Genomic DNA, 14,556 nt, shown 5'->3' with positions numbered 1-14,556 from the left:
GTTACTAGGGATACTTATTTCACTTATTATATTCGTTATGCTTTCAGTACATGTATAAATTACCCTATAATTGGGTTAATGAACCGTAATCACAGATAAATTAATTTCTATGCTGAAAAAGTTATTAAAAACAAATGAAACATCAACTCCATTTTTTCTTATTAAATATAAAAAAACATTCTTATTACTCTCAATATTTACTTGTTTGGCCGCATGTGGCGGCGGAGCTAGTAACAAAGATACTACACCAGAGGTTCCAAAATTTTACCCTTTCTCATTAACCTCAACACTGACTAATAAATGCGGTGAAAAGCTTCCCTTTGTTGATGTCGAGTTATTTATTCAAAACCGGGATTGGAGTGTTGTAGATAAGTTACAACCTGATGAAAATGGAGTTTTTAGTTTTTCATCAGCAAGTGAATTCATAAATTATACGCTTGTTGCTAAAAATCAGCAGGCAGGAGAGGTTGAAGGTTTAGATTTTGTTAGCTTTCATCAAGTAAATGCAACCACACCGGCTATTTATCAAGCTCAGCATGCTGTAATAATTGATAATTCAAATTGTGAATGTGTTACTCGAAATGTTGAAATATCTCATACCCCTATTTCTGATATTACTAAGATAACCAGCTCTGCAACATTTACTACCACTGAAGTTGTGGATTCCCAACGTACTAATTTTATGAATGTTGAAGCTTGTCGGATAATGGGGGGGACTTGGCCATTACATTCTTTTTCTCTTGTTGGTACCGGTAATAATAACAATGTACAAGGTGCGGCTGGCTTTATAGATGACTTTAATCAAATGGCCTTTAATGATGATGGTGAACTCATCTGGCAACTATCAGCTTTTGATGCAGTTGAGCGAATTGGCTTAAATAAAAATCACCAGCCTTTTACTACACGTCAATTATTTTCAGGGCAGCAACACTTTGCGATTAGTGTTCTAGAAGAAGATAATATCGCCGATTTATTTAATAGTCATCTTTATGTGTCAGAAACCGTCTACCAATCGAATGCAGAAGTAATTTTTTCTGAAACAGATTCTGCTTTTGGGAAAATAAAAATATCTAGCCAGCATCAACTTATCTCTTCTACATATACTACGAGTTTTTCAGTTGCTGCCTCTGATAGAAAACCAGATATTGATGATAGATATTTTTCAGAAATCAAATCAGATTGGAGCTATGATTATAGTAATGTTGCTAATTACCCAATGGCTATTATTGCTATAAGCTATCAAGCTTACCATCCTGAAAAAAACACACCTATGCCAGCTAAATGGACAAGTTATGGTGAAATTACCGGACAATTACCCGTTGTTACTGCTTTATCTGGTTATGAGGGCATTATTAACAATAACACGATTGTATTAGTTACAAAAACAGACTTGGTTCAAAGTGAATATACTGATAAATATGTGAATTACTTGTCATATTATCAAAATAAAAAAAATAGTTCTTTTGCTCATAATGTAAAAAATTATCATATATCGATAAAGAAATAATTTTATTGTATAACAACAAAACGGCGCTATACAGCGCCGTTTTAATGGAAATAAATATTTAAGTAATCATGAATCTAATGCTTGTTTAGCTCTTACCGGATTAGCATACATGGTTAATAACCAATATTGTTGCTCTTGGGTTAATTCGAACATACGGCTATTAAGTTGATTCATGACACTTTGCTTAATTTCTGCTTGCTGATTGAGTTTTGCATAGGCAGTTAAGTTACTGTCATATAGTTTATAGTTACTGATAATTTCTTGATCAATCGCTTTTGCTATGGCTTTACTATCGGCAAGGTCGCCCTTGATAGCATGGCAAAATTCGACATGTACACGGCCTTTTTTACCCACTAATCCTTGCGTAATACTATTTAAGTCTTCATTTTCTTTCTTTTGATAACTACCCGTTGCTTCTCGCTCGGCGAGCTCAATCGCTTTGTCACGATCACAGGGATCAAATTCATATGAAATAGAAACAGGAACAATATTAATTTCAGCTAAATAATTGGTAATTGGAGTTTGTTTGTCTTTGTTAAGTAATAGCATTGAAATTAATGCTGAATTGGTTTTATCAATACCGTCTTTCGCGCGACCTTCACGTTGTGCTATCCAAATATTTTGCTGGCGCTCATGAACGGTATGATGAATATACGCAGACAATTGCTTTGAAGCTGTCAGCATTGCTCGCTTTGTTTCTTCACTGCGTTTAACAATGAAGCTTTTATTAATACGCATTAAATCAGCAACCCATGGCTGATGAAGTAAGTTGTCACCCACCGCAGCCTCAACAGTATTGATGCCACTGTTGTACAATGCCCAATTAATTAATGCGACATCAAGCACTATGTCTCTATGATTACTAATAAAAAGCATAGGCTTGCTTGTATCAATCTTCTCCAAACCATTAAAGGTAAAGCCGTCAGTACTTTTGTTTACTAAGTGATGTAAATATTTAGCCACCTCTGTTTGAATTTGTTCAATATTATTAAACTTACTGGAACGCAACTTTAGCGTCCATTTTACTATTGAACGACAAATTATTGGCAGAGTTTTGTACAATCGAGGCATTTTGAAACTAGCAATAGAAGAAAGTAGCCCTTGATCATTAATCAGTTTTTGGATCACAGCTGCAACCTCATCATCTCGATAAGGGCGAATATCATCAAACATGTAGCATCTCTTTGCTGTTTAACAGCGATTCGTTAACTCAAAAATCAATCAATATTATAACCGTTTTTTGACTTAAAATGCTTGTATTGTTTATGCTTTACTCTTTTAAACAAAATAATTTCATTAACTTAGGGGAATTAAATAAAAATAAAACAAAAAAATGAGCTAAATCAGAAAATAATCAATAAATTTTGCTACAGTTAGTTATATGAGCTCTTTATGGAATTAATGCTAATTATTTTCATGTTAAGGGCTTGTGTTTTTCGACTTTACCCACAAGTCTTAAATAGAGTTATTAATAAAAGGAATACCTATGAAAATAAATCTTTCAGGTCACCATGTAGATATTACTGATGGTGTAAAAGAACATATCGATGAAAAATTCTTAAAAATTTCTAACCATTTTCCTACGCTGATCTCATTAGACATTATTATTTCAAAAGAACATGGAAAATATGGTGCTGAAATAACGACAAATTATGAAGGTGGTCGTATTTCGGTTTCAGCACAAGAAGATGTCATGTTTCCCTCAATCGCTAGTGTAGCCAAAAAACTTGACGCTGCACTTAAGCATAGAAAAGGTCAATTAAAAGCAAATTTACACAATAAACCTGTTTCTGTTACTCCTGAAATCGCTCATGAGAAAGTTCAAGAAATGAACTTAAACTAATTTTAAAACAGTTAATCGTTAGATTTTTCACGGGAGCTTATTGCTCCCGTTTTGTTTTATCGCGTATTACCATCGATATGAATGGTATACTTAACGCGTTGATCAATATGTTATAGATGTAAATATGTTAGTACTTTCAAATAATGTCTCATTAGGTGACAATGAATTAGAATTAACGGCTATTCGCTCGCAAGGAGCGGGTGGGCAAAATGTAAATAAAGTATCTTCAGCGATTCACTTGCGCTTTGATATTAAGGCATCCTCTTTACCTGATTTTTATAAAGAGCGTTTACTTGCCTTAAAAGATAAACGCATCACTAAAGAAGGGATCTTCGTTCTTAAGGCACAACAATTTAGAACGCAAGAGAAGAACCGCGAATCTGCACTTGAGCGATTAGTTGAATTAATTAAATCAGCAATGGTCATTCAAAAAGTCCGAAGAGAAACTAAACCTACAAAAAACTCTAAAAAAAGACGTTTAGCGGGCAAATCTCACCGCAGCAATGTTAAAGCATTGCGCGGTAAGGTCTCTGATTAGTTACTTTTACAAGCTATTTGATTTTACGTCTAAAACCCAGCAGGGTGAGTGCACATAATACAAAATAGGATAAGCTACCGCCACTATCACTAGTAATGCTCTCTTCTTTATTAATAAGTGTATTCTTTACAGAAGCCAGACTTGTGTCTGTTGTCGCAGAACTATCAATAATAGTTACGCTATGAATGGTGACAAAGTTATCTACACCAGGTACAAAATTGCTATTGGCGCATTGTTCGCTGGTATATCCAGGCATAGGTCTTTCTTCGCAAAGCTGGATCAAGGCTATTTTATCAATATTATCCATACCTTCAATAACTTCCCCAAAGACGGTAAAACCACTATTTTGTAAATCTAAATTTGCACTGTTATTTTTATAATTAATAAACCACTGGCTTGTCGCACTATTAGGATTGTTTCCTCGTTTTGCCATTGCAATGGTACCTCTAACGTTTGAATAAATCGGCTCATTTTGAACGGTGTCATCAACGTCAATAGGTGTTAATGGTAAGTCACCATCAAATTTAAAACCACCCGCTTGCATAATAAAATCCGGGACTAAACGATGCACAACCGTATTATTATAATCACCATCATTGGTATACTTTAAAAAATTTACTACCGTTTTAGGAGTCGTTTGATCATGTAGATTAACTTTGAAATTACCCTGAGAGGTTTCAACCTCAACAATTGTTGCATTGCTTAGCGTAGAAAATAATGTAGCAATAGATAATGCACTTACTAGGGTAAGCGACTTAGGAACAAATTTATTCATAGTAACCTTAATTTTTTCATAGATATTAATATTTAAAGCAATGCTAGCGATATTACAAGCATTAGCTCAAATCAAGAAGTTCTTTTTTGACGGTAAATTTAAATTGATGTCAGCTAAGCTTTTTGACATCAAAGCTGTTTGTAAACAGTATTATCAAATTCTATTACCAAAACTTTTGAAATATGGTGGGAAGGCCTGAAATTATTGATGAACACATAAACAACACTCGTTAGTAATCCTTGCAAACCCATAACCATAAAAGCTGATTTTAAATTTACTATTGGTGATTTACTGTGATGATATTGAGTACTATTTGCTCGTTTTATCATGTCGGCTGCCATACTGAACTCTTTGGCTATAATATTGATAATATCATCGACGTTGAAGTTTTACTGTTTAGTGCGATTAGAGCACAGTTAACAGAAAATGATGTCATGGGAGTTTTCTGTTAACTGAATGAAAAATAACTTTAAGCCTCTGCAGAAAGCTCCTAGTTATTGAGTTTTAATAGGTCAAATACAAAGTGAAATTACAATATACATTTTACCTTTTTAAAGGCATTAATACTTAAAGTGAGTGCAAAAAGCGATCGCTACGGGGTAAGTAGTAATTATCATAATTTAAAGAAAAAGCGACTTTATTTGACCGTCCAACAATTTCGCTACGAGGTACAAAGCCTATCACCCGAGAATCGGCACTATGATCACGGTTGTCTCCCAGTACTAAATAATGCCCATTGGGGACTATCACTTCACTGAAGTTTGCTAATGGCGACCCCATGTTATTAATACGAATAACATGGGGTTGACTGTTAATGGTTTCAGTTTTATCGTATTGGTTCTTAGTTAAGTCGTGTTTTGCTGATTTTTTTTGATAGTCAATGACCTGGCTATTTATTATTAATTTATTATTTTTCATCGAGATATTATCACCTGGTAGTCCGATTACGCGTTTTACTAGACGTTTATCTGAGGCTGCAGAGTCAAATATAATGATGTCGTTAGTTTGTGGGTCGGAAAGTTTAAAAAGTGAAAAGTGTGTAAAGGGCAAGCGAATATCATATGCCATTTTATTAATGAAAATTCTGTCACCTTCAACAATAGTCGGCTTCATAGAGCCGGTAGGTACGTCACTCCAGTCCGCAACTGCGCTACGAAAAACTAACATTAAGCAGATAAAAATAAATAATGATTTATTTTCTTTCCATAGTTTTACTAAACTCTTTTTCATGTTGTTTCCTTTAGGTTCACCGATGACAGGATAATTCTTTATTTATGAAGTTGTCGCTATTATGACGATGATCACCGTTATTTGTTGCGTATGAAATGTAACGGGTTATGACAAGCTCTTGGGTTGAGGATCAAATGACTTATTTAATGGATGGCAAGATCACAAAAATTGAAATTTCATACTAGATATAAATTATATTTTAATATTTACTTGAGTTTTATATAAAAGCTAAGGAGAATTCCTTTAAGATTTACATGCCTGTGTAAAGTAACCAACTAAAACGACTAGATTAATGACCAAAAAGATAAAAGTACCATTAAAACAAAAGAGTGTTGACTCAGCAGAGATAACTTTAGGCTTAACTGACCCTAAAAGTCCAAGTAATGTAGGTGCTGTAATGCGTGCTGCAGGCTGTTATCAAGTGGATACCGTTCTTTATAGCGGTGTTAGGTATGCAAAAGCAGCTAAGTTTTATACCGATACACAAAGTGCAAGTAAAAAAATCCCTTTAACGGGGGTGGAATCTTTAGTAGATAGTGTGCCTAAGGGCAGTCAATTGATTTGTGTTGATTTAATTGAAGGAGCGATACCATTACCTGTATTTGAGCACCCAAAGAATGCCATGTATGTTTTTGGCCCTGAAGACGGGACCATTAGTCAGGAAGTCATCGATAAGGCAGATGCCGTGGTTTATATTCCAACGAATGGCTGTATGAACCTAGCGGCGACAGTCAATGTTCTACTTTATGACCGATTAGCAAAGTCTACAATAGCGGTTGGCGATGATGCACTTATTCGTAAAAGTAGAGACACTAATAATACAGTGAAAGTTAAAAATTAAATCAGTGATAGGTGTTTAAATTTGACTTTTGGATATAAAATCAGAAAAACGATTAATAAAATAGATAAAAACCTTGACTCTTTCTGTGAAAGATATATGATGCACGCAGCTAGAAAGTACTACCTATATTTATGTACCAAGTTTCGAAGTTATGTTAGTAGCTCGTCCTGTTTAATAAGTCATAGCAACACTCTCAGCAATATCGTTTTTTGTCATTAAATTTATTTAATGACTGGAACAAAATTAAAATTATATTAAACAAATAGGATACTATTATGTCTACAACTACTGGTACAGTAAAATGGTTCAACGAGTCTAAAGGTTTTGGTTTCATCGAGCAAGAATCTGGTCCTGACGTTTTCGCACATTTCTCTGCAATCTCTGGCGACGGTTTTAAAACTCTAGCTGAAGGCCAAAAAGTACAGTTTACTGTTACTCAAGGTCAGAAAGGTCCTCAAGCTGAGAACATTCAAGCTCTTTAATTTTGTATGTTGAGTTAACCTAGGTTACCTCATACAAATAAATTGCTAAAAAGGGTAAGACTTATGTCTCACCCTTTTTTTGTGGAAAAAATTTAGTTTATGCTCTCAGCTTATCAGTCGTTATCTGCTTTAAATCATTTTCAATATGATTACGCACAAGTTAATGCAGTTGCGAAACTCGATGAGCTCTCCCAGAACATTTATCAGCAAGAACAGCAGTCTTGGCTGGCTAAACGACTTAATAAACCCATTGTTATTCCCGGAATTTATTTCTATGGCAGAGTTGGGCGTGGTAAAACCATGCTTATGGATCTGTTTTTCCAACATTTAGCGATCACAGCAAAAAAACGTATTCACTTCCACCGATTTATGGAAGAAGTTCATCAGCAATTAAATTTATGTTCAGGGGAAAGTGATCCTTTAACATTTATTGCAAAGCGCTGGGCAAAAAAAATTAAGGTGCTATGTTTTGATGAATTTTTTGTTTCAGACATTGGTGACGCCATGTTGCTTTCGGGTTTGTTTCAAGCACTTTTTCAGCAAGGTATTATTTTAATTGCTACATCTAACAGTCAACCCGAGCAACTCTACAGAAACGGTTTACAGCGTGAACGCTTTCTACCAACTATCGGTCTAATTAATAAGCATTGCCAAGTGTTATCAGTTGATGGTGACATTGACCATCGTTTAGGCCACGATGAAGTTGCAATCGAGTATCGTGATTATAGCTTTCCCTTGGCTAAAAATAATACTCTGGTTAATCGATTCTTTGAAGTTACAGGGAGTAAAGTAAGTTCAGGTTATATAACAGTTAACCACCGTAAAATAGCTTACCAAGCGAAAACTGATAAAACGATACTCTTTGATTTTTATGCGCTTTGTTCAGGCCCAAGAAGTCAGCGAGACTATATGCGTTTGGCTGATAGTTTTAAAACAGTATTACTTGATCAAGTCCCACAGTTCAATGGAGAAAGAATTATTTCAGTTGCCTCTGGCGTGGAAGATGGCTATCAACGTGAGGGTAAAATATTGGGTGAGCTTCGTCATTTAGATGACGAAGCTCGACGTTTTATTGCGTTGGTTGATGAGTTCTATGATAGAAAGATAAGACTTATTATTAACGCTGAAGTTGATGTTTTTGACCTTTATCAGGGGCAACAATTAATTTTTGAATTTGCCCGTTGTCAATCAAGACTGATTGAAATGCAAAACATATCATATTAACTAAAACTTTGTTTTCTTAACCAAATAATAGCTTTTTATTCTCTTTCTTATTGTTTGTTTTTATATACCCTATTGAATTTTATTACTTTTATTTTATGGCACCTATTTTGTAATAACGAGCTTAGTTATGCGTTATTTAGTTAAAGACAACATTTTATAAGAGAAGGGATAATATGAAAACACTAATCGCTACGGCACTAATATTGGCAAGCAGCAGTTCATTTGCTTCTAAAGCATCATTTACCAATGACTCATGCAATGCAGACATATCAGGAGGCGTTAAAATTACCGCCACAGCCATTGAATTCTCAAGAGATAAAAAAGCGCTCTACAAAATTGTTGATAATGAAATGCTATACGTTAATGACAATAAAATCGCTTTATCTGATAGTCAGCAATCTTTAGTTACCGATTATGCTATGCGTATTAGATCTGCTGTTCCGCAAGTAAAAGGGATTGCATTAGATGCTATTGATCTTGCGAGTGATGGCGTAAATTTAGCCTTTAATGAATTGCTAGGTGAGGGGAATGATATTAGTGCTGAAATTGGTGCCCAACTCTCAGAAATACGTAAAGAAATCGATGAAGGTTTTACTCACCATAAAGACATTTATTTTGATGAAAACGGCTTTTCAGGAGACGATTTTTTCAATGAAGATTTCGAACAGCGTATTGAGAGTGCTGTAGAGCAAACAGTGCAAAATTCGATAGGCAGTTTGATGATTGCTGTTGGTCAACAGATGCTTTTTTCTGGGGGCGATATGGATGCCTTTGAAACACGTATGGAAGATTTTGGTGAAAAGATGGAATACGAAATGAAATCTCGTGGTAACGAAATAGAAACGCGAAGCGAGGAGCTTTGTCAGTCAGTTATCGCAATTGATGCTCTTGAAGATCAATTAACGGATGAGATAATTGAGCTAAAAGATTTTAATTTGCTAACCACCAAAGTTATGGCTAAAGACCGCAAAGATCTGATGTAGTATTTCTATATAACTGTGTAACGTCATTAGCGTTTATATAGTCTTTGAGCTGTTATTCTACTGTTACTGTCACCATAAAACGAGCGAAGACTATAAATCTTACTCGTTTTTATGTTCAGGAAGAACGGTATGTCACGGTCACATGGATGTGAAAGAGTAACGATGTTCAGGAAGAACGGTATGTCACGGTCACATGGATGTGAAAGAGTAACGATGTTCAGGAAGAACGGTATGTCACGGTCACATGGATGTGAAAGAGTAACGGTGTTCAGGAAGAACGGTATGTCACGGTCACATGGATGTGAAAGAGTGACGATGTTCAGGAAGAACGGTATGTCACGGTCACATGGATGTGAAAGAGTGACGATCTTCAGGAAAAACGATATGAACTGTATTATTACAAATCACAAGTACCTCTGTTCATAGAGGTAATATCACAGGAAAATAGATGTAAAATTTGGCCTTTTAGCTTTTGAAACGAAGTTAACTATTGGTCATTTGGGATTGTTCATCAGCCCAATTTAGTGCTTCATTATAATCTTTAATGACTTTCTCTTTTTCAATACCTAATTTTTTCATGACAATAGTGGTTTTTTCCCATTGTGCATGTTCAATAAACTCTAACAATTGTATTAATTCAGCCAAGACTCCTTTTTTAGTGAGTAAAGGATCTTTTATTTCTTGAGCAAGAGGAAGTTTTTCTAAAACTGTTTCAAGTTTTTCATCTAAAATGGCATCAATTAATGACAATAGTCCCGTTAAAAATGCAATTGAGCTATTTACTGGAACACTAATGTTTTTTGCAACAAGCTCACAAAACTTTGCTCGAGCCATTGCTGAATTGATTAACTCAGAAGGCTTGTCAGGGTTAACATTTATAGCAAACATTAGACCTAAAAAACGCTTTAACTCATCAGAGCCTAAGGTTACAAGTGCTTGTTTTATTGTAGATATCTCTGTGCTCCTCCGGAAAATTGCTGAGTTGACATATCTTAATAATTTATATGAAAGTGTCACATCACGCTCAAATACAGATGTAATACTGATTAAATCTAATTCGGGTTTTGATGTTTCATAAAGTAACTCAGCCATCGCTATTTGTGACGGAGATAGACTTTTAGTTTTTATCATTTCAGGCTTTGCAAAGAAAAAACCTTGGAACAGTTCAAAACCTAATTCTAAAGCTTGATTGTATTCTTCGTATGTTTCAACTTTTTCTGCAAGTAACTTAATATCAGGAAAATTTATAATCGCCTGCTTAACTTCTTTTATCTCTTCAATAGTGGAAATTTTCCAATCTATTTTTATTATTTTGATATATGGGAAGAAGTGCATCCACACTTTTTGATGTTCGTAGTCATCAAGCGCTAATGTGTACCCTTGCTCGTAAAGATCTTTACAAATAGCTAGCAGTTTTTTACCCGGCTTAACCGTCTCTAGAATCTCTACAACTACTTCATCAGTCGCTAGCATATTTGCGTAACCAAGGCTTAACGTTTCGAGTGTAAAATTAATAAAGGCAGGTTTATTAGCGGTAAATTCACCAATACCTAAGTTAAATTTACTTGCTTCGATCATTTTGGTTGTGGCTTCGTCGCCATCAATGTCAGGAAAAACGTTATCAATACTGTCTCTAAATAACAATTCATAGGCAAAAAGATTTTTGTCTTTATCTAGAATGGGTTGCCTTGCGGCATAAAAATACATAATAATTCCTGAACACATCATAACTACAGTGAATATATTGTAAATATGACCAATTAGCATTAACTATTTCTATATATTAGTCACTGTCATAAAAACATTACATTTATAATACATTTTATAGACACGAAAAGAATAAAAGTATAGTAATAGAAAAATATCTAGTCATACTAGTCTTACTCTATTTTTTGTTCTGTAGCAGAAATTTACTTTTACACAGCAAAGATATTATAATATTTTTCGGAGGTTAGTTTGGCTTTTGGTACGTTATTTTCTTTAGGTTTATATTTTATTGTCATGATCGGTATAGGCTTATATGCCTATAAAAAATCAACCAGTGATGCTGCGGGTTATATGTTGGGCGGTCGTAATTTAAGCCCTTCAGTTACTGCACTCTCTGCTGGTGCTTCTGACATGAGTGGTTGGATGTTAATGGGGATACCTGGAGCTATGTACGTTTCAGGTTTAAGCAGTATTTGGATTGCTGTCGGACTTGTGATTGGCGCTTATTTTAACTATTTAATTGTTGCACCTCGCTTGAGAACATATACCGAAGTAGCTAATGACTCTATAACATTACCAGACTTTTTTGAAAATCGTTTTAACGATAAACGCCATATACTTCGTGTAGTTTCATCGATTGTAATTATTATCTTTTTTACACTCTATACGTCCTCAGGGATTGTTGCGGGTGGTAAATTGTTTGAAAGTTCTTTTGGTTTAAATTATGAGGCAGGCCTCTATGTTACAGCAGGTGTTGTGGTACTTTACACGATGTTTGGTGGGTTTTTAGCTGTTAGTCTAACCGATTTTGTGCAGGGGTGTATTATGTTTGTTGCGCTTGTACTGGTTCCATTTGTGGTGATAAGCGATATTGGAGGCTTACAAGCTATGAATGAAACTATTCATTCGCTTGATGCTGAAAAATTTAATATGTTCAGTGGTGTGAGTGCTTTGGCTATTATCTCAGCGATGGCTTGGGGCCTAGGTTATTTTGGTCAACCGCATATCATCGTGCGTTTTATGGCAATTCGCTCAGTTAAAGATTTACCTGCCGCCCGTCGTATTGGTATGACTTGGATGATTGTTTCTATTTGTGGTGCTATGGCAACAGGTTTTGCCGGTATTGCTTATGTAGCGAAAACAGGGACGACATTAACTGACCCAGAAACTATTTTTGTCTTATTTTCTCAAGTTTTATTTCATCCTCTTATTTCTGGTTTTTTACTTGCCGCAATTTTAGCTGCAATAATGAGTACAATATCTTCTCAGTTATTAGTGACATCCAGCTCATTAACCGGTGATTTTTATCAAGCTTTTCTCAACAAAGACGCTACTGATAAGCAACTTGTTTTTGTTGGTCGTATATCTGTGTTGTTAGTTGCTCTTGTTGCGATATCTTTAGCTTATGACCGAAATAGCTCTATTTTAAGTTTGGTAAGCAATGCTTGGGCGGGTTTTGGCGCTGCATTTGGGCCTTTAGTTATTTTAAGTCTTTACTGGAAAAAAATGAACAAACAAGGTGCGTTAGCAGGTATGTTAACAGGTGCATTAACTGTTCTCTTTTGGATCTACGTGCCTATCACTGTAGGTGGTGAATTATTAAGTTCAGTGATGTATGAAATTGTTCCCGGCTTTATTCTTTCAACAATCGCTATTATTGTGGTCAGTAACATGACCGCGACACCTGATGAATCTGTTGAAAAAATGTTTGATGAGATGATAGAGCAGCATAACCACAACATCGATTAACTCTATTTCTTATTGCTTAATTTTTCGAGATTATCTTGAAATTAAATTAATAAAAAGCCCGTTATTGAAATTCAATAACGGGCTTTTATGTTCTGCGTCTCCCAGATATCCTGTCTTACTAGGTCTTAGCTATCCTGCACGTTAACGGTTATAGCACCCCCAAGTCTCGTATGTCTGGGGCTTATAAATAGATTGGTGCAAGTTGATACCAAGAAATGCTCTATTATTTTAGTACTTGTTGATAATGCTGTTAGTAGTAGATACTGAAATAAGTTCAGCATGACAATTTCTGTATTAATATGGCGGTTTCAGTATCAGAACAATGGAGTTTTAAATAGAGAGGATTAAAAGTTTCGTCCCATGGTTTTGTACGCGACGAAATTATAAGTCGAATAATAGTGTTTGTTATTGCTTAAATAGACCAGTTAATATTTTTATCAATCGCTGTTTGCCATTGCGCAAGTGATTCACTTTTGTCAGCAACTACAATAATATTACTGTCTTTAAAATTTTGGGATTTTCCTATGAATTTATCTGTTGAAAAATCAGCAATAAATTCAAGGCCCTCATTATCGGGAACAACAAAAACGGTGACGATACTTGTTGCCCCTTGAAAAACTAAGTGCAGGCTTTTCATGCCATCAAACCGGCAATAATCAGCAAACATTAATTTACCTATGCTATCGGTAAAACTGCCATTAAACGTCGCCATTTTATCGTTAAGAGAGGCTAAGCTAACATTTGCAGCTGAAGTATTAGAGAAATGGCCTTCTTCATGGACAATATGAGCGATCGCATAATCCCCTAAGTTACTATATGCACTAGAAAACTGCATAAAGTTAATGGTTAACCCCATCACTAAGGCAACGGATGCAGCCAATGTTAGGCGTACACGGCTTTTGCGTTTTTGCTGCTGATGACTAGCCATTGTTTGACGTAAAATAAGTTTATCACTTAAGCCATTAGGTACTTCAATATTTAACGCCTGAAAGAGCTTACTGTCTAAACTTTCAAGTTCTTGTGTAAAGCTTTGTTTGGCAGGATCACTATTCATCGCAGCAATCATATCTTCATCACGTGTATTTGGATCTGCATAAATACGACGTCTAAATTGCAACTCATCCATTGTAATGGCCTCTAACGTTGGGAGTATTTTCTAAAGCATCTTTCAATTGGTTACGCGCTCGAAACAACCTTGTCATTACGGTATTCTTATTTAAATTAAGCTGTTTAGCTATTTCTTCACCTGAAAAACCACCAATAATTTGTAGTACTAATGGCTCTCGGTATTCTTCTGGCATTTGTGCTATTTTTTCACGTAGCCAGTAGTTTTCTATTTCTTGCTCACTACTTGTCGATTTAGTATCGGTTATCGTGGCTTCTTCATACTCGCTCATATCGAAGCGTTTACGCTCAAAACGACGGGCATTTTCTCTGCGTAGAATTGTGATCAACCATGACTTAGCCGCTTTTTCATCTTTCAATGAATCTAAAGCTCGCCATGCCCGTAAAAAGGTCTCTTGCACTAAATCTTCTGCAACATGTTTGTCGTGACAGAGCCAGTATGCATAACGGAATAAGTCGCCATGCAATGCTTTAACTAGTGCTTCATATCTAACTTGTTTTGTTGCCATGTTGTAAGAGACCTGAGCAGACATTATTTTATTTCGCATTTAA

At 35.3% G+C, this 14,556-nt stretch carries 16 protein-coding genes; 9 read left to right on the top strand and 7 right to left on the bottom strand.

Annotation, left to right across the window (positions count from 1 at the left end; translation table 11 throughout):
* The first annotated feature begins 109 nt into the window (after positions 1 to 109).
* Positions 110 to 1,507, top strand: a complete 1,398-nt coding sequence (locus H4J52_RS17590) for a hypothetical protein (RefSeq protein WP_182225321.1) — start codon at positions 110 to 112, stop codon at positions 1,505 to 1,507.
* A 66-nt stretch (positions 1,508 to 1,573) separates the two neighbouring features.
* Here the strand turns inward: H4J52_RS17590 and H4J52_RS17585 are convergent, their stop codons facing one another.
* Entirely contained in the window at positions 1,574 to 2,680 is a 1,107-nt protein-coding gene (locus tag H4J52_RS17585) for a 1-acyl-sn-glycerol-3-phosphate acyltransferase (RefSeq protein ID WP_182181953.1), read from the bottom strand.
* Positions 2,681 to 2,993: 313 nt separating this feature from the next.
* On the opposite strand from H4J52_RS17585, the gene hpf reads away from it, so the two are divergent.
* Positions 2,994 to 3,350: a ribosome hibernation-promoting factor, HPF/YfiA family gene (gene hpf, locus H4J52_RS17580; RefSeq protein ID WP_182181954.1), complete on the top strand. Its 357-nt coding sequence runs from the start codon at positions 2,994 to 2,996 to the stop codon at positions 3,348 to 3,350.
* A gap of 124 nt (positions 3,351 to 3,474) precedes the next feature.
* On the top strand, positions 3,475 to 3,888 hold the full coding sequence (arfB, locus tag H4J52_RS17575) for an alternative ribosome rescue aminoacyl-tRNA hydrolase ArfB (protein ID WP_182181955.1): 414 nt from the start codon (positions 3,475 to 3,477) through the stop codon (positions 3,886 to 3,888).
* A 13-nt stretch (positions 3,889 to 3,901) separates the two neighbouring features.
* Here arfB and H4J52_RS17570 read toward each other — a convergent pair whose 3' ends face one another.
* On the bottom strand, positions 3,902 to 4,663 hold the full coding sequence (locus H4J52_RS17570) for a peptidylprolyl isomerase (protein WP_182181956.1): 762 nt from the start codon (positions 4,661 to 4,663) through the stop codon (positions 3,902 to 3,904).
* A 128-nt stretch (positions 4,664 to 4,791) separates the two neighbouring features.
* A complete protein-coding gene (locus H4J52_RS20570) occupies positions 4,792 to 4,992 on the bottom strand; it encodes a hypothetical protein (protein ID WP_404851990.1) in 201 nt (66 codons plus the stop codon).
* Between H4J52_RS20570 and H4J52_RS17560 the strand changes: the two genes are divergently transcribed.
* Complete coding sequence (locus H4J52_RS17560) at positions 4,957 to 5,115, top strand: hypothetical protein (protein ID WP_182225320.1); 159 nt, start codon at positions 4,957 to 4,959, stop codon at positions 5,113 to 5,115. The genes H4J52_RS20570 and H4J52_RS17560 overlap by 36 nt on opposite strands.
* Before the next feature lie 115 nt (positions 5,116 to 5,230).
* Here H4J52_RS17560 and lepB read toward each other — a convergent pair whose 3' ends face one another.
* The gene (lepB, locus tag H4J52_RS17555) at positions 5,231 to 5,893 is read right to left on the bottom strand and encodes a signal peptidase I (protein ID WP_182181958.1); all 663 of its coding nucleotides are present in this window, start codon (positions 5,891 to 5,893) and stop codon (positions 5,231 to 5,233) included.
* 292 nt (positions 5,894 to 6,185) lie between these two features.
* Here lepB and H4J52_RS17550 point away from each other — a divergent pair, with 292 nt between their 5' ends.
* From H4J52_RS17550 to H4J52_RS17535, 4 genes are all read left to right on the top strand, one after another.
* Positions 6,186 to 6,734 (top strand): RNA methyltransferase, encoded by a 549-nt coding sequence (locus H4J52_RS17550; protein ID WP_182181959.1) that lies wholly within the window; start codon positions 6,186 to 6,188, stop codon positions 6,732 to 6,734.
* 275 nt (positions 6,735 to 7,009) lie between these two features.
* Positions 7,010 to 7,216 (top strand): cold-shock protein, encoded by a 207-nt coding sequence (locus H4J52_RS17545; RefSeq protein ID WP_070376065.1) that lies wholly within the window; start codon positions 7,010 to 7,012, stop codon positions 7,214 to 7,216.
* 99 nt (positions 7,217 to 7,315) lie between these two features.
* Positions 7,316 to 8,440, top strand: a complete 1,125-nt coding sequence (zapE, locus tag H4J52_RS17540) for a cell division protein ZapE (protein WP_182181960.1) — start codon at positions 7,316 to 7,318, stop codon at positions 8,438 to 8,440.
* Positions 8,441 to 8,613: 173 nt separating this feature from the next.
* Positions 8,614 to 9,423 carry a DUF2884 family protein gene (locus tag H4J52_RS17535; protein ID WP_182181961.1) on the top strand — a complete coding sequence of 270 codons (810 nt, stop codon included), beginning with the start codon at positions 8,614 to 8,616 and terminating at the stop codon, positions 9,421 to 9,423.
* Positions 9,424 to 9,906: 483 nt separating this feature from the next.
* On the opposite strand, the gene H4J52_RS17530 is transcribed toward H4J52_RS17535, so the two are convergent.
* Positions 9,907 to 11,130 carry an EAL and HDOD domain-containing protein gene (locus H4J52_RS17530; protein ID WP_182225319.1) on the bottom strand — a complete coding sequence of 408 codons (1,224 nt, stop codon included), beginning with the start codon at positions 11,128 to 11,130 and terminating at the stop codon, positions 9,907 to 9,909.
* A gap of 249 nt (positions 11,131 to 11,379) precedes the next feature.
* Between H4J52_RS17530 and putP the strand changes: the two genes are divergently transcribed.
* On the top strand, positions 11,380 to 12,879 hold the full coding sequence (gene putP, locus H4J52_RS17525; RefSeq protein ID WP_182223346.1) for a sodium/proline symporter PutP: 1,500 nt from the start codon (positions 11,380 to 11,382) through the stop codon (positions 12,877 to 12,879).
* 412 nt (positions 12,880 to 13,291) lie between these two features.
* On the opposite strand, the gene H4J52_RS17520 is transcribed toward putP, so the two are convergent.
* Together H4J52_RS17520 and H4J52_RS17515 are read right to left on the bottom strand one after the other, a co-directional pair.
* Entirely contained in the window at positions 13,292 to 14,005 is a 714-nt protein-coding gene (locus H4J52_RS17520; RefSeq protein ID WP_182225318.1) for a DUF3379 family protein, read from the bottom strand.
* Positions 13,998 to 14,552, bottom strand: coding sequence for a sigma-70 family RNA polymerase sigma factor (locus H4J52_RS17515; RefSeq protein WP_182223348.1), 555 nt, complete (start codon positions 14,550 to 14,552; stop codon positions 13,998 to 14,000). Before H4J52_RS17515 ends, H4J52_RS17520 begins: the two co-directional genes overlap by 8 nt.
* Between the last annotated feature and the right edge of the window lie 4 nt (positions 14,553 to 14,556).

Origin of the sequence: Colwellia sp. MB02u-14, assembly GCF_014076915.1 — a bacterium.
Taxonomy (GTDB): Bacteria; Pseudomonadota; Gammaproteobacteria; order Enterobacterales; family Alteromonadaceae; genus Colwellia_A.
This window is presented reverse-complemented; position numbering and strand designations above follow the sequence as displayed.

Excerpts from the sequence above, each read along its gene's own strand:
- H4J52_RS17590 (WP_182225321.1), top strand. The coding sequence starts at position 110 with ATGCTGAAAAAGTTATTAAAAACAAATGAAACATCAACTCCATTTTTT.
- H4J52_RS17585 (WP_182181953.1), bottom strand. The coding sequence starts at position 2,680 with ATGTTTGATGATATTCGCCCTTATCGAGATGATGAGGTTGCAGCTGTG.
- hpf (WP_182181954.1), top strand. The coding sequence starts at position 2,994 with ATGAAAATAAATCTTTCAGGTCACCATGTAGATATTACTGATGGTGTA.
- arfB (WP_182181955.1), top strand. The coding sequence starts at position 3,475 with ATGTTAGTACTTTCAAATAATGTCTCATTAGGTGACAATGAATTAGAA.
- H4J52_RS17570 (WP_182181956.1), bottom strand. The coding sequence starts at position 4,663 with ATGAATAAATTTGTTCCTAAGTCGCTTACCCTAGTAAGTGCATTATCT.
- H4J52_RS20570 (WP_404851990.1), bottom strand. The coding sequence starts at position 4,992 with ATGATAAAACGAGCAAATAGTACTCAATATCATCACAGTAAATCACCA.
- lepB (WP_182181958.1), bottom strand. The coding sequence starts at position 5,893 with ATGAAAAAGAGTTTAGTAAAACTATGGAAAGAAAATAAATCATTATTT.
- H4J52_RS17550 (WP_182181959.1), top strand. The coding sequence starts at position 6,186 with ATGACCAAAAAGATAAAAGTACCATTAAAACAAAAGAGTGTTGACTCA.
- H4J52_RS17545 (WP_070376065.1), top strand. The coding sequence starts at position 7,010 with ATGTCTACAACTACTGGTACAGTAAAATGGTTCAACGAGTCTAAAGGT.
- zapE (WP_182181960.1), top strand. The coding sequence starts at position 7,316 with ATGCTCTCAGCTTATCAGTCGTTATCTGCTTTAAATCATTTTCAATAT.
- H4J52_RS17535 (WP_182181961.1), top strand. The coding sequence starts at position 8,614 with ATGAAAACACTAATCGCTACGGCACTAATATTGGCAAGCAGCAGTTCA.
- H4J52_RS17530 (WP_182225319.1), bottom strand. The coding sequence starts at position 11,130 with ATGTATTTTTATGCCGCAAGGCAACCCATTCTAGATAAAGACAAAAAT.
- H4J52_RS17520 (WP_182225318.1), bottom strand. The coding sequence starts at position 14,005 with ATGGATGAGTTGCAATTTAGACGTCGTATTTATGCAGATCCAAATACA.
- H4J52_RS17515 (WP_182223348.1), bottom strand. The coding sequence starts at position 14,552 with ATGCGAAATAAAATAATGTCTGCTCAGGTCTCTTACAACATGGCAACA.